Genomic DNA, 24,551 nt, shown 5'->3' with positions numbered 1-24,551 from the left:
ATCTCATGAGGATTCCTCGCGCATCTGCCGCATCTGGGACGGGTACACCGTTGTCGAGGCGAGGAGATGACTGATGAGCGCACCTTCGAACGGTCCCGGCGTAGGCAAGCCCGAGGACGAGATAGGTCAGGAGCAGGAAGCCGCCGGCGTGGAGATCGGTAGCACCGACGGCGAAGGCAGCACCTTCGAGCCCGAGGAGGATCCCGAGGGTCACGCCGGCTGAGAACCGCGTCACCGGTGACCTGACAAAGCTCGTCACCGTGCTCAGGCGCGCGCCTGAGCTGAACTGGCCTGCCCGGCGCTTTCACGCGGCGGAATGCCGCACGCGGAGGCCGCCGCGCGGCCCGGTCATGCCTCTGCCTTGTAGGTTGCCCCCATGGCCACGGGTACCCCCGTATGGGGCCGGACGTGAAGGCGGTCGTGCGCGACCGGTATGGGTGGCCTGATGTGCTGCGTCTCGAGGACGTGCCGGTGCCCTCTCCCCGCGCAGGCCAGGTGCGGGTGAAGGTCGCCGCGACCTCGGTGAATCTCAGCGACTGGGAGTCCCTCCGGGGATGGCCCGCCTATGCCCGGATCGGCGGACTGCGTTCCCCGGCCCTGCGCACACTCGGATCGGACATCGCCGGCGTGGTCGACGAGGTCGGGGAAGGGGTGAGCCGGTTCCGAGCCGGAGACGAGGTGTATGGCGACAACCTGGCGCTGATGGGTGGCTTCGCGGAGTACGCGCTGGCGCCGGAGTCGGCACTCGCCCTCAAGCCGTCCCAGCTCACGTTCGCCGAGGCGTCAACCATTCCGCAGGCGGGGGCGATCGCGGTGCGAGGTACGGAAAAGGCCATGGCGGGTAGCCGGGTGCTCATCAACGGCGCCGGCGGGGGGTCAGGTGCCTTCGCCATACAGCTCGCCAAGAGGCTGGGTGCGCAGGTGACCGGTGTCGACAACGCCATGAAGCAGGACTTCATGCGCTCCATGGGCGCGGACGAGGTCGTGGACTACGCGAAAGTGGACTTCACTCGGACGACCAGGCGGTACGACCTGATCCTCGATCTGGTCGCGTCCCGCTCCGTCTTCGCCTACCGGCGCGCGCTGACGTCCGGCGGCACATATCGCTGCGTGGGCGGATCGGTTCGCGCGCTGCTGCGCGTGCTGACCGTCGGCTCGGTCGTCGGGCGGGTCACCGGTCGCTCGATCGGCGTACTGGTCGTGAAGCAAGGCCCGCCCCACTTCGAGCCCGTTGCCGACCTCTGCGTTGCCGGTGATGTGAGGATCCACATCGATCGCACCTTCGCACTCGACGAGGTCTCCGCCGCACTAGCTCGTGTCGGCGAGGGACGCGCGCTCGGGAAGGTGATTGTCGTTCCCACCTGATGCGAGCGAGCCAGCCCGCGACCCCCGGCGTTGCCTGAGGCCACATGGAGCAGGATGACTTAGGCACCAGGGCAGGCTGCGGATCGGCTGAGCGGCCCTTGCTTCAGAAAGACATGAGCGTTGCGTCACGCATAACACGTGGAAAGCGCTGCGCGGTGGGTACGAGGATGGGCCGGTGATCAGCGACGAGGCACTGCAGGAACTCGCCGGCCAACTCATCAAGATCGCGGGTATCCAGGCGGTGACGCTGCGCGGCAGCCGGGCTCGAGGGGCACACACACCCGAGTCCGATGTGGACCTCGGTCTGTACTACCGCCCTCCTCTCGACGTCGATGCGCTCGGCCAGCTGGCACGCCGTCGGGCCGGTGACGAGGCCCGCGTGACGGTCCCGGGTGAGTGGGGGCCCTGGGTTGACGGCGGGGCGTGGCTGGACCTCGACGGGACCGCCGTGGACTGGATCTACCGCGATATCGACCGGGTACGCATGAGTTGGCGGGACGCCGAGCACGGCCGCTTTCGCTTTCACTGCCAGGCGGGGCACCCCCTCGGCGTACCCGACTTCGCCTACGCCGGCGAGGTCGCCCTCGCCCGCATACTCGCCGACGCCTCCGGGGAGTTGACGGCGTTGCAGCAGGAGACGCGCACCTATCCGCCCCAGCTCCGGGAGACACTGGTCGCACAGCTGTGGGAGGCGTCCTTCGCGCTGGAGAACGCCCGCAAGGCCGTAACCCGAGCGGATAGTGCCTATGTGGCCGGATGTCTGTTTCGAATCGTCTTGTTGTGCGCGCATGCCTTGCACGCCGATGCAGGGCGTTGGCTGATCAACGAGAAGGGGGCAGTCGCGTCCGTCGGAGACCTGCCCCACGCGCCAGCCGGCTTCAGCCAGCGCGCCCACCGACTTTGCGGGCACATCGGCAAGACAGCAGCCGAACTCCGCGCGACCCTGTCTGCTGCTCAAGATCTCCTTGACGACACCAGAGCCGCGTGCAGATCTGGCTGATTCGCAGCGAGACTGCGCGCGGGCATCCTGGGTGCGCCGTCGACCTCGTTTGCTGGATGGGCCCACGAGCAGCCATCTGCTGTTCGAGCCTCCACGTACCCGCACGCGGCTCGCCCTCGACGTCGAACCACGCCCGGCCGGCCATTGCGTACGATGTGGAGCGTGGTGACCTCGCTGGTCTACGGCGCCATCGCGTCCAGCGCGTTGGTGCTGGGAGCACTGGCTGGTGGCCGACTGCAGATCCCGAAGCGTGTGCTGGCAGCGATGCTCGCGTTCGCTGCAGGGGCGTTGATCTGTGCACTGACGTTCGAGCTGTTCGAGGACTCGTACGAGAAGGGCGGCATCTGGCGCGCCGCCCTGGGCCTCCTGGTGGGCGCCATCGTCTTCACGCTCGTCAGCCAACGCCTTGACCGGTGGGCCGAAGGAGACGTCGAGGAGGACCACGGCAGCGAAAAGCTCGACGTCGACGCCGCCAGCGCCGACGAAGCGCCCAGCCCTGCATCGACTACCGGGGTGGCCGGATTGGCGCTGCTTGCTGCGGTCACCCTCGACGGTGTCCCAGAGAACGTGGCGCTGGGGGTCTCCCTCGGCGACGATGCGGCGGGCGTGGCCCTGCTTGTGGCGATCTTCGTGTCCAACTTCCCTGAGGCGCTCGTCGGCAGCGCGTCGATGCGCACCCAGGGTCGCTCGCAACGGTTCATCCTGGGTACATGGACCGCCTGCGCGGTGCTGCTGACCTTCGCCGTCGTAGTGGGCGCCGGTCCACTCGCGAACGCCTCCGACGAGACCGTCTCCCTGCCGTTGGCATTCGCAGCGGGGGCGGTCCTCGCGTCGTTGGCCGACACCCTGATGCCCGAGGCCTACGAACAGGGCGGCCCCGCCGTCGCCCTCAGCACCGCCGCCGGTTTCGTGTTGTCCTACTTCCTGGCAACCCTCTGACAGAGCCGAGGTGAGCAGCTGCAGCCGCCCGGGCTAACCGGCAACCGCCATGGTTCGCTCGATGTTCTCGGGGGCGAAGAACTCGGCAAAGGACACCGATCCCGCGATGAGACTGACGAAACGATTGCTTGTCTGGGGGTCTTGCGCCACCGCTGCCAGCAGCGCGGCCTTCTCGGGCGGCGGTGGCTGCAGTGCGGCGAGCTCGCAGGTGAACTGATAGATCGGCATGGCGTGCTCGTTGCGCGCTCTCTCGTACCGGCCCAGTGCCTCGTGTATGGGCTGACGGCCGGACAGACCGGTGTCGATGGCCTCCGCGAGGAGCTGCGCATCGCGGAACCCGTCGCCGATGCCTTGGGCGGTGCACGGGTCCTTGTGGTAACCCGCGTCGCCGACCAGCGCCCACCCGTCGCCGAAGGGCTTGCGGAAGAAGTTCGGAACGTCCGCTGTCCCTCTGAACCGCTCGACGCGAGTCCCTGCACGCGCCCGCTCGGCGACGTCCGGGACCAGCTCGAGCGTCTTCAGGAAGTTGCCCTCGACGTCGTGCCGGTTCGCCTCGAACTCGGAGACAGGCCAGCTCAGGGCAATGCAGGTCAAGCCCTCGTTCGTCGGGAACATGCCCCAGGAACGGTCCGGGCGAACGTAGATCTCGAGCCCGTCGGTAGGGACGTCGCTCCAGTACGAGTAGTAGGTCACCGCCTGCGGGGGCACCGCGTCGTACATGGGCGCACCGACCTCTCGCGCGACCATCGAGTTTCGGCCGTCCGCGCCGACGACGACCGCGGCCGATTCCGTCATCTCGCGATCGTTCAGTCGACCTCGGACTCCGGCTACGACGCCGTTCTCGAACGTCAGGCCCTCGACCGTGAACCCTTCACGGACCTCGGCCCCTGACTCGGCTGCCGCGTCGAGCAACATCTCGTCGAGCAGCGTTCGCCTCGTCGCATAGGCCTCCACGACTCCATCCATCGGCAGGGCACTGCCGCGGATGACGAACGGCCCGAAGTTCAGCGACGTCGAGCGCACCGGCGGGGCGCCCAGGCCCACCAATCTCTCGAGGAGTCCCCACTGCTTGATGAGCGCGACCCCTTGCTGCTGCATGAAGTGGCTCGACACGGTGTCGCTCGGGAAGTGCCTCTTGTCGAGCAGCAGAACGCGATATCCCCGGCGCGCCAGCAACATGGCCGTCGGGGATCCGGCGCACCGCGCCCCGACCACGATCACGTCGTACTTGCTCCCACCCATGTCCGCCTCCTTGATCCGCTTGCTTGATCAGGCTGGACCAGGCGCTTCACGCGTGCATCGGGGAGCTCCCCTATTTGCGGGCTGACTTCTCGCGGACGGCGTGGGCGGCGGCTTCGGAGCGGCTACGCAGCTGGAGCTTGGTGAGGATGCTGCCCACGTGGTGCTCGACCGTCTTTCGGCTGATGTAGAGGCGGTCAGCGATCTCCGGATTCGACAGGCCGCGGCCGAGGAGCTCGAGCACCTCGGCCTCGCGCTTCGTGAGAGCGCCAAGCCCTCTCGGGCCCGTCGAGACGGAAACACCGAGCGACCGCAAGAACGCAGAGGCTTCATCCGCGTCGCGCGCGGCCGACATCGACTGGAACTTCTCGAGGGCGGAGCGCGCTTCCGCCTCGGCCACCTGTGGTTTCGACGAAGCCACGGCGCGCGCCAGCGCCAGCCGCGCTCGCGCATGCTCCAGCGGCATCTGGCTTGCGGAGAAGGCCGACACAGCTTGCGCGAGACAGTCGTGCGCATCATCGCTCGTGGCCAGACATACCTTGCCCTTCGCGAAGGCGGCCAGGCCGCGAAGATGGCCGGTAGGGGTGGTGCGGGCACAGTTCTCGAGGTCTTCGAGAGCCTCCCGCGCGGCCGCGACGTCGGCGGCTGCGAGGGCGACGTCAACCTGTAACGCAAGGAGCGCTCCGCGAGAAGCCGCGTCAGCCGACTCCCCAAGGGCGCGTTCGATGATCTCGGCGGCGAGACCATGCTTCCCGCGGGCGATGTAAAGGGGCACGAGCGCGTGGGCGGCGTCGAGCTCCTCGTATCCGTCGAGCAACTCGGCCGCCTCCTCGAGTCGTCCTTGCCGAACCCGCAGCACGGCGAGACGGACAAGTGGCATGAACCGCATCCCGCCGTATCCCTCGTCGAAGATCCTGAGCGACGAGATCAACTGGTCCTCCGCCTCCTCCCAACGGCCCGCGGACGTCAGAACCCCACCGAAGTGAGCGCGACAGACGGCGGCTCCGGGCTTGGTGTTCAGCCTTCCTGCGGTCTTCTCGAGCACAGCCAGCCACTGCTCCGCTCGAGGGACGTCAGAGGTTCGTTCGCAGGCCGCGAGCATCCGGCAGAACACATCCTCGAGCACGATGTAATCGCGCACCTCGCCGCCCGTCGCCGCGGCAAGCGCATCGTCGAGGGCGCGCATACCTTCAGTGGTCCGTCCTTCGAGCACAAGATGCTCGCCGACGAAGCTCATCGTGTCGGCCCGAAGATCCCAGTCGTCGAACTTCACGGCGGCTTCGAGGGCCTGCACCGCCCATCGTGAGCGCTCGGTGCCATCGGTTGAGAACCAGGCACGCAGGTTGGCAGCCCATCCCAGCGCCGATCCCTCGCCGGACTCCTCGAACAACGCCGCCGCCCGTGAGTACCAACCTTGCATGACCGACCAGTTCCCGTAGATCCCGGCTTGTAGCCAGGCGATCCCGCGCGCCGTCATCGCGGCGCTTCGCTTGTCGCCGCGAGCGAGGAACTGCCGGTACGCGCGTTCGTGCGCAGCAAGACTCGCAGGATATTCACCCATCCAGTACGACGCGTGAGCGAGCGCATCGAACACCTCGGCGGTGGGTTCCGACACAGACTCGAGGATCTCGCGAGCCCTCCGCCAGTCGCGGGCCTGCATGGCCGCGAAACCTTGCCGGACCGTGTCGTCGTCGTGCGGCTTCACCTGTAGATCATGCCGCGCCATCTCGAACGGTCGCCATCCCCGTTGCCGCATGTGCCAGCCCTGCCGGCGTCTCTGCCAAGGCCGGCGAGCGCGCGAGCTGTGCGATCAGCTGATCCCGCCGAGGCGCTTGAGATCGGCAAGGATCCGGTCGAGCCGAGTGAGCAGGGACAGGTGGCCTTCGCCCTCGAACAGGTGGCCCTCGGCGTTCGGCACGTGCTCCGCGAGCCAGACGCCGTGCTCGTACGGCACCATCGCGTCCTGACGACCCTGCCAGACGGCGACCGGCACCCGGATGTCGGCCAGGGCGAAGCCCCACGGCGCAACCGCCGCGAGCCCGTCGTCGCGCATGCCGACCACGCCCTGAGCGGCAGCGTGGTTGAAGGTGCGGCTCATCCAGTCGCAGAAGGGCGCGTCCAGGGCGGCCTTGTCGACCGGTGTCACCAGCCCTCCCAGCGCAGCGGCGACCTCCTCCGGGGATGCCAGCAGGACGGGCAGGACGTGCTCCTGCAAGTAAGCGCCGTAGACGTCGCGGCCCTGCTCGGCGGCGTGGTTCTCATCGGCCATGCCCGCGAACCAGTCCAGGCCCGCTCGTCCGCGAGCACCGTTGGACGCACGCTGAGTACGCCGACTGGATAGAGCGCGCGGCCGTGGCCGAGCTTCTCGAGGGAGACATTTCCGAAGGCACCAGGGAACCGCACAGGCGTGGGGCCTATGACGTAGGTGACAGGTGGAATGTGCTGGTCGAGGAGCTGAACATGCGCATGCGAACTACCCCGCGCGGGTGCGACGTCGACCTGCTTTCACCCGCCTGTGGGCTGCGGTTTTCTTCCGCCGCCGGACGGCTCGGTCCTGTCGCGGCGCGGGTTCTCAAGACCGGGGTCACCCTGCGGCCAGGCTGCCCTGGACGGCACCCGCCGGGGCCTGAGCGGTGTGCACGTTGAGGTAGAACTCTTCGGGGTCGGCGAGCACCGCATCAATGGTGTCGCTGTCGGCGCTGACGCAGTCCGTGGCGATGTGGGTGCTGGTTCCGGTTGCCCTGAAGACGGTGTCGAGGTCGATCGCGATGCCACCAGAGTCCAGTGTGTGGATGTGCGCCGAACCCAGCCCTGGCATTGGCTCCGTGGGGGCACCGATGTTGCGAACGACGATGGAGTAGCAGACAAGCCCCTCGTCGGGCTGCAATCGCAAAGTCGCGACGCCCGAACCGTCCGGATCACCCGACGGGGCCAGGTGGACTGTGAACACCTGGACCTCAGCGAAGGCGGCCGAACTGCCTCCCGCCAACGCCGCGAGAACCAGAGCCATTACCCCAATGACGCGCTGTGCCATGACGACCATCCCTAATGTGTGAGTGCGTGCGGCGGACGTAGGCGAGCGGCGTGCCACCACACTTCGTGGCGCGACCATACGAGGCCTTGGATCACCGGCCGACGTGACACGGGCAATGTCACCAATATGGCGCATGGTGCTTCCCGCGCCGCGTCAACCGCATCGCGAGCCAGGCATGCGTGGGACCAGCAGTCCACGGCAGCGTCCTCCGCCATTCGGTGCGGACTCACGGCGGAGTGACGCCACCGCCGGTGGTTGGCCCATGGCGTTCCAGATGGCGTTGAGAGGCTTTCGCCGCGGCTTGTGGCGGCACCTAGTCGCTGTGCCAGCCGCGGACGGAATGGATGGTCGCGGTCTTGGGATACTCGCCACGAGGGCTACCGACCTCGAAGAGGTCAAGCATGAGAAACAGTGGATAGTCAGGTGCCTGACGAAGGTGTCGCAAGACCACTCCCTCGCAGCCGATGATGGTCTCACCCTGGCCCCAGATCGCGGTCCAGGTGTGCGGGTGCGTGGCGTCGAACGGCAGCTCGACCTGAGCCATGTCAGTGGTGAGCCGTGCGTCTCCATGCGCCTTCACGCCCGACCTGGCGACGGTGGTCTCGTCGACAGCAGCGGCGTCGATCTCACACATGCAGATCTCACCGGACGCGCGGTCGTCTGCGTGCTCAGTTCCGACGAGCCATGCGGCCAGCATGCAATCCTGGTCACGGGTCGCGCTCACCCTGACGTCCACCCGCCCCGCGGAGGGGGCCCAGAGCAGCCGCGTCGGACCTGGGGTGCGCACCACGAGCCCGTCTTCTCGGTGGCGGTGGGTTCCGCGGCGTGATCCGAGGTCGCCGGAGTAGTTGCCGGTCTGGATATTCGAGACCCGGAGCAACCTGTCCTCGGGACGCCAGTCGGGCTGCTCCGCATCGATACGCAACCGGAGACCCTCCGCCGAGGTGTCATATCGAGCGGCTGAACGATCCGGAGTCGTCCAGTGCGGCAGGTAGTGAGCTATCCACAGATCGGGGCGGGGGCCGTCGGTGAAGTCGTCCTCCACATCCGGGGCACGGCGAGGTGGGTCCGGCAGCTCGCCGCAGGTTTCGGTCACCGCGTCATTGTCCATCGCAACGGCCGCACTCTCGGGATTGAGCGCGCGGAGTTGGCTAGGTCGAGGTGCTAGCGGCGACCGAGTACCTGTGCCGTCCACCAGCGGCCGCCCTCGTCCATGACGGAGCCAACGGCGACGATGCGGTGTGCGCCGGTCAGGATGTTGGCACGGTGGCCGGGCGACTCCATCCACCCGTCGGTGACCACGGATCTGCCAGTGGAGTAGCCGTAGGCGACATTCTCAGCCACCGAGCGCAGTCCGCAGGCACGAAGGATCGGGTGCAGGTCCTGGTGGAACATGACTTGCTGGTCGGCCATGCGACGCGCTTGCCGGTTCGCGAAGCGCGAGAGGCAGTTGTCGGTGCGCAAGGCTGGGAGGTCATGTGCGTCGCGGGCGGCGTTGGTGGCTTGCACCGCTTGCCGTTCGTAGGTCTCCGCGGCCGCGGCGTGCGCCGGGGTGCCGGAGGTCGAGAGGAGAATGGAGATGAGCAGAGTCGAGAGAAGCGATACCCGAGAAAGCATGTCGAGTCCTTATAGGAGACAGGGACCTGCAGCAGGCTGTCACCTGATGTCATCGGCAGTCCAAACGCCGGACTTGACCCTGTGGGCGCGCGGGTTACCGGCTGGCCCTGGCCTGAGGCGGGCCAGCACGGACACGGAACGCGAGGGGGCACCTCGAGGAACGTGTCCCGCGGTTAGGAGATGTGTTCCCCTTCGGCGACCGCGGCCAGCCGTTCCAATGTCTCGGTCATCCCGCAGCGCAGATCACCGGCCCGGTCCTTCAACCGGGACACCGTGTCGATGAAGAACCAGCCGATGGGCGTGACTGGTTTGGTGACGGTGTAGGACTCGACGACCCTCGTGCCCGTGCCCTCCGGGATGAACCGGTAGCGCCACTCCAGGGTGCCGGCGAACGGCTCCGTGCGGCTGAACGCGAACTCGCGGCCGCGGTCAGCGGTGATCACGATGGGCCAGTTCGGCCAGGTCCGTCCACGGCCCACGGAGTTGATGGCGCGGAACCGCGCGCCGACCGCCGGGCCGGTCGCACCCTTCACCCACGTGCACTTGACGATCTCCGGTGAGAGTTCCGGCGTTCGAGTCACGTCCGAGACGATGTCGTAAAGCAGCTCCGGGGACGCCTCGATGTAGCGCTCGACGGCGTCGGTGGTGAGGTTCTGCCTCATCGCCAGTCTTCCTCCGAGTCCTTCGCCCGAGCGCGCTTCGAGTGTTCTACTCCGAACGGTAACCCCGCCCGACAGGACTACGGGCGAGGGCCGACCGGTGCGCTGGTTTCGCGATGGCCTTGACGGCCCTCCTCAACCATCGGCGGGCCCATTGACGGCCTTCTTCAACACCGACGCTCACCCAGCGCCCGGGCGCACCAATCCCGACTCATAAGCCAGCACAGCCAGCTGCACCCGATCCCGCAGCCCCAGTTTCGCGAGCAGCCGGGAGACATACGTCTTCACCGTCGCCCGTCTTCACCGTCGCCTCGCTGAGGAACAGCGTCTCCGCGATCTCGGTGTTCGACAGCCCACGGGCGACCAGCCGCAACACCTCGTTCTCCCGCTCGGTCACCTGAGGCAGGCCAGCAGCAGGCACCGGAGTCGTGGCAAACCGCGCCAGCAGGCGCCGCGTCAGCTGCGGCGCCAGCATCGCTTCTCCCCCGGCGACGACGTCGACGGCGCGGACCAGGTCGGCGGGAGGAAGGTCCTTGAGCAGGAAGCCCGAGGCGCCCGCGCGCACCGCGTCGTAGACGTACTCGTCCAGGTCGAACGTCGTCAGCACCACCACCCGTGTCGCCGGCAGGCGGGCGGTGATCCGCCGGGTCGCCTCGATGCCGTCCAGCCGCGGCATCCGCACGTCCATCAGCACCACCTCGGGCAGCAGCACGAGCGCCCGTTCCACCGCCTCGATTCCGTCGCCCGCCTCCCCCACGACCTCGTGGCCGCCCTGCTCGAGGATCATCCGGAAGCCCGCGCGCAGCAGCTCCTGGTCGTCCACGATCAGCACGCGGGTCATGCCCGCTCCAGCGGCAGCGCCGCCTCGACCGCGAAGCCGCGGTCCGGCAGCGCACCGGCGCGCAACCACCCGTCGTACATCGTGACCCGCTCCCGCATCCCGATCAGACCGTGCCCTGACCCGGCCGTGTCCCGGCAGCCGATGCCGTCGTCGCGCACGCCGAGGCGCAGCTCGTCGCCGCTGAAGTCGACCGTCACCACCACCGCTGTCGCCGACGCCGCGTGGCGGCGCGCGTTCGTGAGCGCCTCCTGGACGATGCGGTACGCCGCGAGGTCGAGGCCGGCGGGCAGCTCGCGCGGCTCCCCCACGATCTCGAGCGTGACCGGCAGCCCCGTCTCCCGGACCTCGGCCACCAGCGTCTCGAGCGCGGCGAGGCCGGGCTGCGGCGCGCGCGACGCGGCCTCGTCGGGGTCGCGCAGCATCGTCACCAGCCGCCGCATCTCGGCCAGCGCCCCGGCCCCCGTGCCCCGGATCGAGCCGAGGAGCCGGCGCACCTCCTCCGGCGTACCCTCCACCCCCTCCGCCGCCCCGGCCTGCACCACCATCACGCTCATCGCGTGCGCGACCACGTCGTGCAGCTCGCGGGCGATCCGGGTGCGCTCCGCGAGCACCGCCGCGGCCGCCTTCTCTGCGGCCTCGACCTCCGCGGCGATCGCCCGGCGCTGCGCCTCCTCGGCGCGGGCGGCCATCAGCCGCTGCCAGCTGCCGAGGACGTACGACGTCGTCAGCACGCTCCAGTGGAAGATCAGCTCGGAGACGTCGCCGAAGTCCGGGATCGTCAGGTCGGCGTAGAGCATCGTCCCGACGACGACGGCGCCCCCGACGTACGGCACCCGCCCGCGCCCGTGGCGAGCGACCGCGAACGTCATCACGACCAGCGGCACGAACTGGCCGTTGAAGAGCAGGTAGGCCACCCCGGCCGCGTGGAACCCGAACATCGCGGCGCACACCACGGCGAGGGCGGGCAACGGCTGCGTACGCCGCCACCACAGCGCCGCGGCGATCAGCCCGACCTGCAGGCTGGTCAGCAGCGGGTCGCCGTCGCCCGTGCGCGACTCGAACGGAACCCACACCTCGGCGAGCCCGGCCGCGAGGACGACCGCGACCAGGAGCGCGTCGACCGCGTGCGCTCGCCACCGTGCCATGACGTCAACGGTAGGCATCGCCGGCGCCCGGCGACGTCATTCCAGGGATGACAGTGCAGACCTCCCAGGGCCGACGACGACGACCCCGCGCCGGGCGTGCACTGGTGGCATGAACCGACACCTTCGCCTCACCACTGCGGTCTGCCTCGTCGCCACCGCGGTCCTGTCCGTCGTCTGGACCCTGCTGGAGCCGGGGTTCCTCGACGACCCCGCCGACCGGCTCGCGTCCCTGGCCGACGCCGGCCCCGCCGTGGCCATCAGCGCCCTGGCCTTCATCGTCAGCCAGCTGCCCTTCGCCGTCGCGATGGCCGGCGTCGCCGCCTGGCTCCGCCCGGCCAGCCCCCGCCTCGCCACCGCCGGCGGCGTGCTCGCCGTGCTCGGCGCCTTCGGGCACACCGTCATCGGCGGCGTGATGATGCTCCAGCTGCTGATGGCCGAGTCGCCCGAGCACCGTGGGGCGTACGCCGCGCTGGTCGGCGACCTCGAGTCGTGGCCGTGGCTGCTGCCGTTCTTCGCCGCCGGGCTGCTCGGCACAGTGCTCGGGCTCCTGCTGCTCTCGATCGCTCACTTCCGCAGCCGGCGCGGCCCCCGGTGGGTCGGGCCGGTGGTATGGGTGTTCCTGCTCGTGGAGTTCGTCGGGTCGGGCTTCAGTGTGTGGGCGTCCGACCTCGCTGGGGTGCTCTACCTCGCGGCGTGCGTCGGGCTGGCGGCCGGGGTCAGCAGCTTCTCGGGCGTGAACGGCAGGCCGGCCAGCCGCACCCCCGTCGCGTGACGGATCGCGTTCCGGAACGCAGGCGGCACACCCACGACTCCGACCTCGCTTCCGTCCCGAAACCGTCCACAGCCGCGTGATGGCAGTGGCCGGCCGAGTAGGCAGCCGAGGCCCTGCGCCACGACCTGGAGAGCGCGTGTCCGACACGCAGGTCGCCGTGCGTCTGGCTCGGCCGGAGCATCGCCTCGTGGGCCAGCCACTTCGCGACATCCCGGGCGCCCGTCTCCTCGGCGACCTCCGGCGACGCGGCCATGCCCTTCGCCAGGATGGCCGTCATCAGGTCGCGGACCCGGGTGGCCAGCTGACCACTCCCCAGGTGCAGGTCATCGTCGATGCGCTCGACGAGCTCGAGCGGGCGTTCAAGGGCGACCCACAGATCGTCAACGCCGCCGAGCTGCTCGCGAAGGCCGAGCAGGCCCTGGTCGACGAAGCGCCCCGGCTCAGTCTCTCGGAGCTCAAGGTCGTCGGCGAGCGGATCATGGCCTACGTCGCCCCTGATCGTGTGGACGAGGCCGAGCGCAAGCGCCTCGAGGAGGCCGAGCGTCGCGCGGCCGCAGCGACCCAGCTGCGGATGCGCGACCGCGGGGACGGGACGGTCCACCTCTTCGTCCGGATGCCCAAGGCCGAGGCCACTCGGCTCAGGACCTACCTCGACGCCTTCACGTCGCCGCGCACCGACGCGCTCGAGAACGGTTTCATCGACCCCGCCACAGGCACGCGGCTCCCCGCCGACCGGCTCCGCGGCGAGGCCTTCATCGCACTGCTCCACACCATGGACCCCGCGCGGATGCCGATCCACGGCGGCGATGCCACCACCATGATCGTCACCCTGGGCCTCGAGGTCCTGACCAAGGGCCTCGGCACCGCGATGCTCGGTGACGGGACCAGGATCTCCGCCTCCCAGGCCCGCCTCCTCGCCTGCAAGGCCGGCATCATCCCGGCCGTCATGGGCGGCAGGTCGGAGGTCCTCGACCTCGGCCGCAGCAAGCGCCTGTTCACCCGGGCCCAGCGCGTCGCCAAGGTGCTCGCGCACAAGACCTGCCAGGTCGAAGGCTGCGACCATCCCGCCGCCTGGTGCGAGGTCCACCACCGGGACCCCTGGGCCAAGGGTGGCCGGACTGACCTCGAGAAGGCCGTTCTCGCTCGTCCCTGGCACCACCATCGCATCCACGACCCCGCCTACACGACCACCTATCTCTCCGACGGCGCGGTGAGATTCCACCGGCGCACGTAGGCCGAGCGCCACCGCCCGGTCTTCTTCAGCACAGCGCCAGCGCGTGCCACAGCAGCGGCCGTCCGCGAGCTGGGTGGAGACGCTCCGACGGGTCGGCCGTGCGAGGCACCGAGGCCAACCAGCTCGCCGCGATGAGCGCGCGGCGCGGGGGTCGACGAGATCGTGCGGCTGCTGGAACGTTGACCGGCGCAACCGGGCCGGCGCGGGCAGGATGAGGCCGTGACCAAGGCCCTCGCCCTCTCGCTGGTCCTGCTCGCCGCGGTTGCGTGCGGAGGCGACGGACTCGAGGGCCGCAGCGTGCTCGTCGACGACACCGGTCTCGGTGACGCCTCCGACGGCGGCGGCTGGATGCTCGTCCTGCCGGCAGAGCGCGCCCCTGACCTGTGGGCCGAGGTTGGCGAGCCCGACGACCTGAGACGGGCGTCGTTCACGCTCGACCAGGCGGCTGCGGAGGGCCTCGGCGGCACGCTCGCGGAGGTCGACGGCGACGGCGACTACGCCCTCGACGCCACCGGGCCGACGCTGCTGTGCCGCCTGCCCGAAGAGGCCAACAGCCGGGGTTGCGCCGAGATCGACCTGCCCACGTCCGGGACCGTGGTCACGAGCTTCGGCGAAGGCGGCTTCAACGCCCGCGTGGAGGACTGACTCGCTGACCGGGGCCGGCACCTCCGTGGACCTTGAACGTGCACGGACTTGCACGGTCTGGCCCGGCAACGCCGCGGTGCCGGCCGTTCCGCAGACGACCGGCCCCGCGGGCCTCGACTTCGCTCGACCTATGTGTGGCTGCTCGCGCCACCCGGTCCTACAGCAGCGAGCCGCTCTTCTTCTTGCCCGGGTAGGAGGCCGCGTCGAAGGGGTCGGTGCCACGCGCCCGCTCCTTGGTGTTGGAGTGGCCGTCGCCGTCGACGTCGGAGTCGCACGCGTCGCCCTTGCCGTCGCCGTCCAGGTCGGCCTGGCCCGCGTTGGGCTGCTCGAGGCAGTTGTCGCGCGCGTCGGCGACGCCGTCGCCGTCACGGTCGACACCAGGCGCAGCGTGCACGACCGTCCGGACGTCGGTGGCGAGGACCTCGTCGTCCTGCGTCCACACCGTCTTCACCTCGTGCGAGCCGGTCGGCACCGTCACGTCGAGCGCGAAGCTGTCGGGGCCGTTGCTGGACTCGACGCCCTCGCTGGCAGCGGCGGCGCCGTCGACGTAGACCGTCACCTTCTCGTCCGACGGCACCGGGCACCCGGAGCTGCCGACGCCGGGCCGTGCCGGGCAGGCGTCCTCGTCGTCGGTCACGCCGTCACCGTCGGTGTCGGTGATGGTGCCACCTCCGGTCGGGTTGGGCACGATCGTGGCCTGCAGGGTGTAGGTCGTGTCAGGGATGCCGACGACCAGGTATGGCGCGACCTCGATGTCGAGGGTGCCCTGCACGTCCTCCAGGCGGAGCGCCTCGGGCTGGCCCGCGGAGGCCGCGTTGCCGGTGGCCGCGCCCGTCACGTACATGTCCAGGTCGCTGAGGTCGGGCCAGCCGAGCAGCAGCTCGACCGTGCTCTTCTGGGGCACCTGGAGCGTGAAGTGGTGGCTGGGGCCACCCGTCTCGCCGAGGGTGCTGTCGGTGACCCGGAACTTGTTGCCGCCCTCGCGCTCGAGGACGACCGTGTCGAGCACGGCGCCGGCGGTCGAGCCGCCGGTCAACGAGGACGTCGTCGAGGTCCCGGAGCTGGTGTCCGGGCCGGCCGGCGCCGCCACGCCGATCGCACCCGCGTCGGGTGCCCGGTCGTCGGCCACGAGGGTCCACAGCCTGGTGGGCGCGCGGAAGCTGGTCAGCGCGAAGATGTCGTACGGCGCGACGACCCTGCCCTGCGCGAGATAGCTGCGCGGGATCGTGAACGTCACGGTGTTGGCGGTCGCGTCCCATGACGACCACTCGCTCGGCAGTTGGGCCTCCATCGAGTGGTCGTAGGTGACCACGTCGGCCGGGTTGTCGGGCTCCGGGATGAAGGACTCGATCTCACGACCGCCGATGCTCACGCCGTACTTGGGCAGGCTGGTCTGGTCCTTCGGCCACAGCTGGGCGACCTTGATCGTGGCGATGACGTCGAGGTCGGTGACCTCCACCTGGATGTTCGAGATGTCGGTGAAGGTGCTGTAGGCGTCGCCCTCTGCGTCGTCGTGCGAGCTCGTCGGCGAGGTCGGAGGGGCGGTCTTCGGCCGGCGCTCGACCGTGCCGATCACGTGCACGTGACCGTCGGAGGTCTCCGCGCCGTGCGCCGGCGTGCTCACGGAGAGCACCGGGTCGCTGGTCTCCGCCGGCTCCGGCGTCCAGTCGACCCGCTCGCCGGGCACCGCGCCGAGGTCGGGCTGCGGGCAGTCCCACACCGAGCCGGTGGACGAGGCGTAGAGGTGGTCGTCCGGGTGCTGTACCTGGAACGAGTTGGCGCCGTCGCCGGCCACGTCGTTGGGGTCGAGGTGGTCCGACTCGTCGACGGCGTTGTCGCCGTTGACGTCGAGGTAGCGGCTCATCCGGGTGGCGAAGGCCTCGACGTTGAGCGTGGAGACGCACTTGTTCTGGCCGGGCGGGTCAGAGCTGTAGGCCATGATGTCGTTGGTCGGCACCTGGCCCCACGCGCCCTCCGCGCCGTCGCCGACGTGGCCGAGGGTGAGGCAGTGACCGGTCTCGTGCAGCACCAGGTCGAAGAGCGAGAAGGTGTCGGTCACGCCAGGGACCGGGTCGATGGCGCCGTTGACCGAGAAGCACACGTTGCCGCCTGCGCCGCCGCAGTCCTCGACGTAGTAGCCGCCGCCGTCACCGTGGTGCCCGTCGTACCCCGGCATGCCCTCCCAGGCGTCCAGGGAGAACGGGTTGGGGATGTTGTGGCAGGGCACGCCGTTCTCGTCGAAGATGCCGAGCTCGTCAGTGAGGTACGTCGGGTCGACGCCGATGCCGAGGCCGCCGACCGGGTTCGTCGCGAGGATCACGATCTCGGGGTCGTAGAGCGGGAAGGTGCTCGGCGTCTCGCCGTCCGCGAGGCTGACGATGCTCGGGGAGATGTTGAACTCCACCCCGTCGCGGAGCCAGTCCAGCCCCATCTCGTCGGCGAGGTAGTGGATGCCGCCCTCCCAGGCCTCGGCGGCCTGGCGCATGATCCGCAGGTCACGCTCGGCAGTCGGGGAGGCCGGCACGAGCACGGCGACGTCGATTTTGGGCGAGTCGAGGGTGTTGAGCCCGGTCTTCGCGTGGAAGCAGATGTTGTCGGGGTTGTCCCGGCTCATGTCCTTGATGCAGCCCGGAGGCAGGTTGCCGTCTCCGAAGTAGGGACCGACGTAGTCGTCGGCCGGGCTGGCGTTGGCGAGGTTGGCCCAGCCCGCGATAGAGACGACGATCAGGGCCACGAGTACAGCGAGGCGCTGGTGCATGCAGTGTTCCTTCTGTGGTGGCGCGCCGGATCGCGGCGTGCGGCTTCAGCTGGTGTGCTGCTCCCCCGAGTGCTGCATAGGTGCAACTGGGGCGGCTCCGATTCGTTACGGAGGAACTTCCCCCGGACCGGTTCCTGTCATGCGGCCAGGGTCAGGAACCGGTAGATCGGGCCATTCCCTCCGGGGGCGGCCTTCGCCCTACCGTGCCGTGATGAGCACGGCTGCGACCGAGCCCTACGAACGCCTCCTCGAGGCCTACGCACGGCTGGTCATCCGGATCGGCGCCAACGTCCAGGTGGGCCAGCGCGTCGAGATCAGGGGGCTGCCCGAGCAGGCTGCGGTGGCCCGCGCACTCGCCGCGGAGGCCTATCGCGTGGGCGCCTCGCACGTCACGATCGACTACGCAGATCCCCACCTCCAGCGTGCCCAGGTCGAGCACGCGCCCGAGGACATGCTCGGGTTCGTCAGGCCATCACAGATCGACGCCGTCCGGGCCTGGAACGAGGACCGGCCGGCGATCATCACCCTGACCGGCAACCCGCTGCCGGAGCTGATGGACGGCCTCGACCCCGCTCGGCTTGCCGCGTCGCAGCCGGTCGCCCTGCTCCGTGAGGTCTTCCCCCTGATGATGTCGGGCACCGTGGCCTGGACGATGGTCGCCGCCCCGACCCCCGGCTGGGCCGCGAGCATCGGGGTCGAGGACGTGGCCCGGCTCTGGGACGCCGTTGCCCACGCCATGCGCCTCGACGAGGACGACCCGGTGCAGGCCTGGCGCGACCACATCGCCAAGCTCAAGGCCCGCCGCGACATCCTCAACGCGCGCGGCTTCGACGCCGTCCGCTACCGCGGCCCGGGCACCGATGTGACGCTCGGGCTCAGCCCCTCGAGCCGATGGGCAGCCGCGACGCTGGAGAGCGCTGACGGGGTGGAGTTCGCCCCCAACATGCCGACCGAGGAGGTCTACTTCTCCCCCGACTGGCGCCGCGCCGAGGGCCACGTCCGCACCACCGCACCGTTCTTCCTGCCCGGGATGGGCACCGTCGTGGAGGACCTCGCGATCGGGCTGCACGACGGCACCATCGTCGGCGCGACCGCAGCCCGCGGCGAGGAGGCCGTCCGCGCCCAGCTCGACAGCGTGGCACGCGCCAAGCACCTCGGCGAGGTCTCGATCGTCGACGGCGACTCCCGGGTGCGCGAGACCGGCCTGCTCTTCAAGGATGTCCTCTACGACGAGAACGTCGGCTCCCACATCGCCTGGGGCAACGGCTTCGCCTTCGCCTGGGAGAACGGCATCGAGATGACGCCCGAGCAGCGCATCGAGTCCGGCCTCAACCAGTCGGGCACGCACGTCGACATCGTGGTCGGCAGCCCAGAGGTGCAGATCGAGGGCATCGGCGCCGACGGGAGCGTCGTACCGATCGTCGAGGGCAACGAGTTCGTGCTCAGGGACGCATAGCGCCGAGCCCTCATGGCGAAGGGCTGGTCAGCGGCTGGAGAGGTCGGGCTCAGGCAGTGGCAATCTCCGCGCGCACCGTCTCCGTCATGCCCTCGCGCAGGGGCCGGCACGTCCAGCCGAGCTCCCGGCGCGCCTTGCTGCCGTCGCCGAAGTAGGTCGCCAGGCCGGCGCGTGCCGCGTCGGCCGTCATCGCCTGCGGCAGCCTGACCACCTTCTCGACCGGAGCAGTCAGCCTCGCGACGGCGCGGATCAGCGACCTCGGCAGCAGGAGGATCGGCCCGCGCTTCCCGGCCACCTCGCGGACCAGCCTGAAGACCTCGGCGTACGACGCGGTCTCACCGGCCAGCATGTAGGACTCGCCCGGCCTCCCCCGCTCCATCGCCAGGATGTGCCCGGCCGCGCAGTCCTCGACGTGCACCCAGGAGCTGCCGCCGCCGCGCGGTCCGAGGACCGGCTTGCCGGCGAGGATGTCGCGGGTGATCTGGCCGATCGTCGACCCGGTGTCGCCGGCGCCGTAGATGACGCTGGGCTGCACGGTGATGACGTCGAGCCCTTCCGCGACATACTCCCGGGCGACCTGGTGGGCCTCCCACTTGGTGCGGTCGTACGCCGACGCCCAGGGGCCGTCGTGGTGGTAGGACTCGTCGCGTCGCTCGCCGGCGGTGTCGGAGTTGATCGCGCAGGTCGAGGTGTAGACGGTGCGCACGCCGGCGCGCCTGGCCGCAGCGAGCGCGTTGCGGGTGCCGTCGACGTTGACGTGCTCGAGTGTCCGGTGCTCCCGGACGCCGTGCTTGTACCAGCCGGCCACGTGGAAGAACCCGTCCGCGCCGCGCACGAGCCGGTCGAGCGCCTCCCAGTCGTCGAGGTCGCCCTTCTCGAGCTGGACGCCCATCACCTCGAGGTGCCCCGCCTTGGCGGGGTCGCGGACGAGGGCGACCACGTCGTGCCCCTGGTCGCGGAGCTGGCGGGCGAGGACCCCGCCGAGGAAGCCGGTCGCGCCGGTCATCGCGTAGCGCATCGGCCCATCATGGCGGGGCTGGCCGGCTGCGTGCCATGGCTCGGTGGCCGGGCGCTCAGCCGCGCCCCATCCGGGAGCACGTCGGACGGCCGCGCCGATCACCTCATGCTGTTCACCGATGACCAGGGCCTGTTTGCGGAGCCGGAAGAGGGCGGCGCGGCTGGTGCTCTCGATCAGCTCCCGCCGAGTCGGCGCCCTCTCGGCATCCTCTTTCTGCAGCAGCCGCCGGTGGCGGCGGAAGAGCTGTCCGTGGGACGTGGCCAGGGCGGTGAGGGCGACCTCGGCGGCCTCGAGCAACTCGTGCTCGGTGACGTCGTCGAGTCGGCGGCCGTCATGCTGGGGCATCCTCGGTCGGAGGTCGTCCAGGTCGCCGATCACTGGGTAGCCCCGGGCCCTCAGCTCCGCGATCGTGGCCTCGCTCCGCGCGCGTACCCACTCCGCGTCCTCCGCCGGGAGCCGGAGCGGACGGGAGCCCGGCACCCGCCAGCCGGGGCGCAGCCCCGACTCCACCACGTAGCGGTGCTGGGCCTGGGTGATGCTGGTCGTCAGCTCGGAGTTGATGCGCCGCAGCAGCTCGACCTCGGCAGCGCCGAGCGAGTCGTTGCGGGTCGGAAGGTCGGTCGGCCACAGCTCGGCGGGGATGCAGGCTGCCTCGGCGAAGCGCCGCAGCAGCTCCTCAGGCGGTGAGCCGGGGGGCGGCACCGTCACGATCCGGATCCGCTCCGGCGGCACGCAGGCGCCCCACACGTCGAGTACGTGCAGCGCATCCTGCCGCCGGGTGAACGAGATGCCCGCTCGCAGCGACCCCTCGTCGGGCGACCTCACCCCGGCCACCCACTCCCGCCACGGTGTCGTCCCACCCATCACGACGGACTGCTGCCAGGCCGAGGGCAGGGTGCGGGCCAGGTCGCGGAGCGCGAGGATGACGTGGACGTCGCACCCCGAAAGGGCCCGTACGACGCGTCGTACCTGGCGCGGCCAGGCGGAGCCGAGGTCCTCGTCGGAGACGATCGCGCGGTCGCCCTCGAAGGCCCCGATCTCTGCCATCAGCGCCTGGAAGCTGCCGGGCGTGCTGCGGGAGTCGCCGCCGACGATGCGCTGGCCGAGGAGGTCGTAGGCTGCCGTCCGCTGCACGCGGTGGCTGCCGCCGGGGACCAGGATCCCGTGCTTCGCGAGTGTGTCAGCGCTGGCGTCGATCGCCGACTGGATGCTCGTGGTGCCGGTCTTGGGCAGGCCGATGTGCAGGAATACCTCTGGCATCTCGCCCCCCTCTCGCCGGTGCCTCGAAGATAGGGCTCGACGCGTCCCGGGGGCCATGGGCGCGAGTCCCTGGTTGGTCGGGATTCCTGGCCACCAGGACGCCCGACGGACTAGTCCGCCTCCACCGACGCAGCTGGCCGCCCCCTCAGGCGGCCGGGACGGTCTTGCGCATCACGCAGTGGTTCTTGCCCTTCGGCCGCTCGTAGGTGAAGCCCGCCTGCTCGAAGAGGCTCCTCGTCCCGTTGTAGAGCAGCGAGCCGGACTTCCGCTTGCCGTGGGTGTCCTCGGGGTAGGCCTCCACGACTCCCCCACCGGCCTGGGCGATGAGGTCCAAGGCCCCGGCGACCGCGACTGCGGCGACTCCCTTGCGGCGGTGGTCACGGTCGACGAACAGGCAGGTGATGCGGTAGTCGGGGAAGTTGTTGAGGCCTGCGCTGTACTCCTTGAGGTGGTAGATGCCCGGCAGTTCGTCGGGCGAGCCGTACTGGGCCCACGCGACCGCCGCGTCACCGTCGAAGACCAGCGCGGCGTGCGCCTGTCCCCCGCGGACCAGGCGCTCCTTGAGGGCGCGGTTGCCCTCGGAGCTCACGTGCTTCTCGGGGCACTCCGGGTGGAACCACGTGCACCAGCAGCCGCCCCACACGCCGTTGTGCTTCTCCGCCAGCGCGGCGAAGGCGTCCCACGTGTCGGCGTCGAGCGCCCTGATCTCAAAGGCCGCCATCGTCCCGGGACAGGATGAAGAAGTAGGGCAGCGGCTCCCCTCGCTGGTCCATCGCCCCGAGCATGGTCTCCTCGTCGACGCGGCGGAAGGAGTCGATGATCGGCAGGTGGTCATAGACCATCGACGCCGTCACGACGCCGCGGTGCTCGAGGTCCCGGAGCCGGGCCCTCGGCCTGGAGGTCCGGAGCGCGTGCTTGGCGACGCCCAGGGCAGCCCGGCCCCGGGCCACGACCGACACGGGCAGCTTGCCGGTCAAGCCGATCGGGACGCGGAGGGGGTCGACGGCGAAGAGCTCGCCGGACGGGTCGGCGAACAGCAGCGGGTGCACGTCGTCGACGCCGTCGAACTGCTTGCCCCACCACCCCGACGCCTCGAGAAGTCCGTCCAGCGGATGGCCGGTGCGCAGCTCGCGCCCGCGCCAGCGCCCGGTCAGCTCGGTGGACTTCACGGCGGGCAGGCTGTCGAAGAGCTCGAGCGCCGCGGCCAGGGTGCATGTCGGCTCGAGCGCCGCGAGGCGCTCCGTGGCGGTCATGCCGTCGACCCTAGCCGCGCGAGCCGACGACGTCACCGCCCTCGGTTAGGTAAGAGGTCGCATCGTCGCCGGCACTCCCCCGCCGCGGTGGACCTCCTCGACCAGCTCCTGCAGGGCGGTCAGCGCGACGCGCTGCGGCATCGGGCCGTAGGACACCCGGGCGACGCCGAGCTCCTCCTGGCGGGAGAGCGACGGGCTGCCGGGGATGCCGATCGTGGTGAGCCGCTGCGGGCCGAAGGCGTCGACCAGCGCGGCGACGTCCTCCTCGGACAGGATCGCCGGGACGAAGACGACCGGCGCCCCCGCGTCGAGGAACGCGCGACCGCGCTCGATCGCGTCCGCGAGCAGCTCGTCGCGCTTCCGGCCGCGTCCCTTGGCGTAGACGTCGGTGCGGGCGTTGAGCACGAAGTCGGGCACGCCCTCGGCAGCAGCCGCGGCCATGATCGCCTCGACCTGGGCGGCCGCCTCGGCGACCGGCTTCATCTGGTCCTCGACGTTGGCGCCGACCACGCCGACGGCGATCGCGCGGCGGACGGCCTCGGGCGCGTCGCCGTACCCTCCCTCGAGGTCGGCCGAGACCGGCAGGTCGACCGCGGCGGCGATCCGCCCGCACATGTCAAGCATCAGGTCGAGCGGGATGTTCTCCCCGTCGGGATAGCCGAAGGACGACGCGATCGCGTGGCTCGCGGTGGCGAGCGCCTTCGTGCCCTCCACGCCGGCGACGGCGCGGGCGCTGGCGACGTCCCAGACGTTGACGAGGGTCAGGAGCCTGGGATCGCGGTGGAGGTCGAGCAGCTCGGTGGCGAGGTCGGCTGCGGCCGGGGCGGCGGTGTCGGTCATGGCCCCATCGTGGCAGCATGCGAGGCCGGTCACCACCGGGAGGCACCCGCCCGCCGGTGCGTCAGCGCGCGAGCAGCACCAGCGAGACGAGCGCGACCATCCAGCTGACGAAGCTGCCGACGAGGAAGTATTCGGTGAGCTGGTGGATCCGCTCCTGGTCGCGCCGGGAGGAGAGCTCGGGGAACCGCAGCAGCCCCTTCGCCGCGACCACGATGCTCGCCGCGGTCACGTGGCCGGCGAGCCCGAGCGACAGGAGGAAGACCCGCTCCATCGGCCCGAGCAGGCGGCCGCCCTTGAGCTGCATCTCCGGGTCGTCGGGTCGGCCGTGGCGGGCAGGGTTGACTGTGCCGGTCGCCGCCAGCACCAGCCGGACCAGCACGTTGCCGGTGGACATCTGCACCAGGAAGGCGCCGAGCAGGAGCAGCGCCCGGTCGGCGGTCAGCGAGGACACCACCGGGAGCGCGGCACCGTCGAGCCAGCGGCCGACCCAGCCTCCGGCCGGGCTTGCCTCGCCCGAGACGCCGATCGCGACAGCGAGCGCCACGCCCAGCAGGAGCAGTGGCACCCACACCGGGCCGCGGCCCCCGAAGCCCCGGGTGACGGTCTGGCCCCACGCGACCACGACGGCCGCGATCACGACCAGCGCCGCCACGTCGACGCCCGACGTGAGCCCCGCGAGCAGACCGACCAGCACGGCGGCGATGGCGCCGACACACTCGGGGACGACCCGCACCGGCCACACCGAGTGGGCGAGGTCGGCGACGGCGACGCCGATGAGCAGCAGCGCGATCCAGCTCACCCCACCACTCCCATCAGCCCAGCTCCTCAAGCCGTCGCTCCGCCGCCACCAGGGCACCCAGGTGGTCGGCCCGCACCCGCTGGGAGACTGCCGACGCGCTGATGCCGAGCTCGTCCGCGATCTCCCGCTGGGTGCTCCCGGCCAGCAGACCACGCAGCACCGACAGCGACCGCTCCGACAGGCCGTCGAGCAGCGCATCGCGCAGCATCAGCGCCGCGTCCACGGCCGCCTCGTCCGGCCCGCCGGCTCCCTCGACGGCGCGGTACGCGGTGCGCCGGCTCCTCGTCGCCGGCCTCCGCTCGGCCTCCTCGACCGCCTCGACCGCCTTGCGCGCGATCCACCAGCCCGGCCCGTCCTCGACCCGGGGCTCGTCGACGAGCACGGTCACCTCCCCCCAGCCGACCCCGTGCCGCACGTCGTACGCCGGGGCGAGGGCGAGCCGGATCCGCAGTGCCGCGGCCACGGCCTGGCCGACGCTCGCGAAGGCGCCCTGGAACTCGTCGCCCACCGTGATCCGCAGCGGTGAGCGCGGACGGGCCCGGGCGTTGACCTCGTCGAGGATCCCCTGCAGGCTGCCGTGCAGGCGCTGTCGATCGACCACGGAACGGGAGCCCACGAGGTCGCCGATGAGCGTGGCTGAAGCCATGCTCTTCAGATTCGCCATATAAAGACTATAA

At 70.4% G+C, this 24,551-nt stretch carries 23 protein-coding genes and 1 pseudogene; 8 read left to right on the top strand and 16 right to left on the bottom strand.

Going from position 1 to position 24,551, the window contains the following annotated elements; translation table 11 throughout:
- Positions 1–73 precede the first annotated feature (73 nt).
- The 4 genes from DDE18_RS23000 to DDE18_RS14305 all read left to right on the top strand — a co-directional run bounded on the left by DDE18_RS23000 (position 74) and on the right by DDE18_RS14305 (position 3,304).
- Positions 74–223 (top strand): hypothetical protein, encoded by a 150-nt coding sequence (locus DDE18_RS23000; protein WP_165821170.1) that lies wholly within the window; start codon positions 74–76, stop codon positions 221–223.
- Positions 224–396: 173 nt separating this feature from the next.
- On the top strand, positions 397–1,365 hold the full coding sequence (locus tag DDE18_RS14315) for an NAD(P)-dependent alcohol dehydrogenase (protein WP_281258381.1): 969 nt from the start codon (positions 397–399) through the stop codon (positions 1,363–1,365).
- 175 nt (positions 1,366–1,540) lie between these two features.
- Positions 1,541–2,365 carry a nucleotidyltransferase family protein gene (locus DDE18_RS14310; RefSeq protein WP_116572955.1) on the top strand — a complete coding sequence of 275 codons (825 nt, stop codon included), beginning with the start codon at positions 1,541–1,543 and terminating at the stop codon, positions 2,363–2,365.
- A 162-nt stretch (positions 2,366–2,527) separates the two neighbouring features.
- Complete coding sequence (locus DDE18_RS14305) at positions 2,528–3,304, top strand: ZIP family metal transporter (protein ID WP_165821169.1); 777 nt, start codon at positions 2,528–2,530, stop codon at positions 3,302–3,304.
- Between the two features lie 33 nt (positions 3,305–3,337).
- On the opposite strand, the gene DDE18_RS14300 is transcribed toward DDE18_RS14305, so the two are convergent.
- From DDE18_RS14300 to DDE18_RS14260, 9 genes and pseudogenes are all read right to left on the bottom strand, one after another.
- The gene (locus tag DDE18_RS14300; RefSeq protein ID WP_211754559.1) at positions 3,338–4,525 is read right to left on the bottom strand and encodes an NAD(P)/FAD-dependent oxidoreductase; all 1,188 of its coding nucleotides are present in this window, start codon (positions 4,523–4,525) and stop codon (positions 3,338–3,340) included.
- Between the two features lie 91 nt (positions 4,526–4,616).
- Positions 4,617–6,248 carry a response regulator transcription factor gene (locus DDE18_RS23695; protein ID WP_165821168.1) on the bottom strand — a complete coding sequence of 544 codons (1,632 nt, stop codon included), beginning with the start codon at positions 6,246–6,248 and terminating at the stop codon, positions 4,617–4,619.
- 105 nt (positions 6,249–6,353) lie between these two features.
- Complete coding sequence (locus DDE18_RS14290; protein ID WP_211754558.1) at positions 6,354–6,812, bottom strand: alpha/beta fold hydrolase; 459 nt, start codon at positions 6,810–6,812, stop codon at positions 6,354–6,356.
- A gap of 315 nt (positions 6,813–7,127) precedes the next feature.
- Positions 7,128–7,577, bottom strand: a complete 450-nt coding sequence (locus DDE18_RS14285; RefSeq protein ID WP_165821167.1) for a CHRD domain-containing protein — start codon at positions 7,575–7,577, stop codon at positions 7,128–7,130.
- Positions 7,578–7,890: 313 nt separating this feature from the next.
- Entirely contained in the window at positions 7,891–8,688 is a 798-nt protein-coding gene (locus DDE18_RS14280) for a LamG domain-containing protein (RefSeq protein WP_211754557.1), read from the bottom strand.
- A 53-nt stretch (positions 8,689–8,741) separates the two neighbouring features.
- The gene (locus tag DDE18_RS14275) at positions 8,742–9,194 is read right to left on the bottom strand and encodes a CAP domain-containing protein (protein ID WP_116572951.1); all 453 of its coding nucleotides are present in this window, start codon (positions 9,192–9,194) and stop codon (positions 8,742–8,744) included.
- Positions 9,195–9,367: 173 nt separating this feature from the next.
- Entirely contained in the window at positions 9,368–9,856 is a 489-nt protein-coding gene (locus DDE18_RS14270; RefSeq protein WP_116572950.1) for an SRPBCC family protein, read from the bottom strand.
- Between the two features lie 177 nt (positions 9,857–10,033).
- A pseudogene (locus DDE18_RS14265) lies at positions 10,034–10,694 on the bottom strand (response regulator).
- Positions 10,691–11,839 carry a sensor histidine kinase gene (locus DDE18_RS14260; RefSeq protein ID WP_165821166.1) on the bottom strand — a complete coding sequence of 383 codons (1,149 nt, stop codon included), beginning with the start codon at positions 11,837–11,839 and terminating at the stop codon, positions 10,691–10,693. The pseudogene DDE18_RS14265 and the gene DDE18_RS14260 overlap by 4 nt, the downstream one beginning before the upstream one ends.
- A 109-nt stretch (positions 11,840–11,948) precedes the next feature.
- Here DDE18_RS14260 and DDE18_RS14255 point away from each other — a divergent pair, with 109 nt between their 5' ends.
- The 3 genes from DDE18_RS14255 to DDE18_RS14245 all read left to right on the top strand — a co-directional run bounded on the left by DDE18_RS14255 (position 11,949) and on the right by DDE18_RS14245 (position 14,490).
- On the top strand, positions 11,949–12,611 hold the full coding sequence (locus tag DDE18_RS14255; RefSeq protein WP_165821165.1) for a DUF4386 family protein: 663 nt from the start codon (positions 11,949–11,951) through the stop codon (positions 12,609–12,611).
- Positions 12,612–12,747: 136 nt separating this feature from the next.
- Positions 12,748–13,845, top strand: coding sequence for an HNH endonuclease signature motif containing protein (locus tag DDE18_RS14250; RefSeq protein WP_165821164.1), 1,098 nt, complete (start codon positions 12,748–12,750; stop codon positions 13,843–13,845).
- 219 nt (positions 13,846–14,064) lie between these two features.
- Positions 14,065–14,490, top strand: coding sequence for a hypothetical protein (locus DDE18_RS14245; protein ID WP_116572947.1), 426 nt, complete (start codon positions 14,065–14,067; stop codon positions 14,488–14,490).
- Between the two features lie 157 nt (positions 14,491–14,647).
- Here DDE18_RS14245 and DDE18_RS23690 read toward each other — a convergent pair whose 3' ends face one another.
- Positions 14,648–17,248 carry a thrombospondin type 3 repeat-containing protein gene (locus tag DDE18_RS23690; RefSeq protein ID WP_116572946.1) on the bottom strand — a complete coding sequence of 867 codons (2,601 nt, stop codon included), beginning with the start codon at positions 17,246–17,248 and terminating at the stop codon, positions 14,648–14,650.
- Between the two features lie 211 nt (positions 17,249–17,459).
- On the opposite strand from DDE18_RS23690, the gene DDE18_RS14235 reads away from it, so the two are divergent.
- Positions 17,460–18,704, top strand: a complete 1,245-nt coding sequence (locus tag DDE18_RS14235) for an aminopeptidase (protein WP_165821163.1) — start codon at positions 17,460–17,462, stop codon at positions 18,702–18,704.
- A gap of 49 nt (positions 18,705–18,753) precedes the next feature.
- Here the strand turns inward: DDE18_RS14235 and DDE18_RS14230 are convergent, their stop codons facing one another.
- The 6 genes from DDE18_RS14230 to DDE18_RS14205 all read right to left on the bottom strand — a co-directional run bounded on the left by DDE18_RS14230 (position 18,754) and on the right by DDE18_RS14205 (position 24,520).
- Positions 18,754–20,982, bottom strand: coding sequence for an NAD-dependent epimerase/dehydratase family protein (locus DDE18_RS14230; protein ID WP_165821162.1), 2,229 nt, complete (start codon positions 20,980–20,982; stop codon positions 18,754–18,756).
- A 145-nt stretch (positions 20,983–21,127) separates the two neighbouring features.
- The gene (locus DDE18_RS14225) at positions 21,128–21,703 is read right to left on the bottom strand and encodes a GNAT family N-acetyltransferase (protein WP_116572943.1); all 576 of its coding nucleotides are present in this window, start codon (positions 21,701–21,703) and stop codon (positions 21,128–21,130) included.
- Entirely contained in the window at positions 21,690–22,235 is a 546-nt protein-coding gene (locus tag DDE18_RS14220) for a DUF4334 domain-containing protein (protein ID WP_116572942.1), read from the bottom strand. The genes DDE18_RS14225 and DDE18_RS14220 overlap by 14 nt, the downstream gene beginning before the upstream one ends.
- Positions 22,236–22,280: 45 nt before the next feature.
- Positions 22,281–23,075: an isocitrate lyase/PEP mutase family protein gene (locus tag DDE18_RS14215; protein ID WP_116572941.1), complete on the bottom strand. Its 795-nt coding sequence runs from the start codon at positions 23,073–23,075 to the stop codon at positions 22,281–22,283.
- A gap of 61 nt (positions 23,076–23,136) precedes the next feature.
- Positions 23,137–23,874, bottom strand: a complete 738-nt coding sequence (locus DDE18_RS14210; RefSeq protein WP_116572940.1) for a hypothetical protein — start codon at positions 23,872–23,874, stop codon at positions 23,137–23,139.
- A 13-nt stretch (positions 23,875–23,887) separates the two neighbouring features.
- On the bottom strand, positions 23,888–24,520 hold the full coding sequence (locus DDE18_RS14205) for a SatD family protein (protein WP_116572939.1): 633 nt from the start codon (positions 24,518–24,520) through the stop codon (positions 23,888–23,890).
- Between the last annotated feature and the right edge of the window lie 31 nt (positions 24,521–24,551).

Origin of the sequence: Nocardioides gansuensis (genome assembly GCF_003076135.1) — a bacterium.
GTDB classification, from domain to species: Bacteria; Actinomycetota; Actinomycetes; order Propionibacteriales; family Nocardioidaceae; genus Nocardioides; species Nocardioides gansuensis.
This window is presented reverse-complemented; position numbering and strand designations above follow the sequence as displayed.